Here is a 242-nt window from a genome sequence, read left to right as displayed (position 1 = left end):
GATCTCGGCCTGCCCGACGACGCGCGCGAATACGATTCGGCGGCGGCGATCCTGCGCCTGCTGAAGGTCAAGTCGGTGCGCCTGATGAGCAACAATCCGAACAAGTTCGACACGCTCTCGAAGCACGGTATTCCGACGATCGAACGCGTCGCGCTGGCGATTCCGATGCGCGAGGAAAACGAGCGCTATATCCGCACGAAGCAGGTGAAATTCGGGCATTACTTCGAAGAAAACGAGTAAGG

Annotated in this window: 1 pseudogene; it reads left to right on the top strand. The window is 58.7% G+C overall.

The features are described from left to right. Positions 1–240 (top strand): annotated as a pseudogene (locus SB751_RS34495) (GTP cyclohydrolase II); the annotation flags it as partial. Between the last annotated feature and the right edge of the window lie 2 nt (positions 241–242).

The organism is Cupriavidus sp. SIMBA_020 (assembly GCF_046535395.1).
Taxonomy (GTDB): domain Bacteria; phylum Pseudomonadota; class Gammaproteobacteria; order Burkholderiales; family Burkholderiaceae; genus Cupriavidus; species Cupriavidus campinensis.
This window is presented reverse-complemented; position numbering and strand designations above follow the sequence as displayed.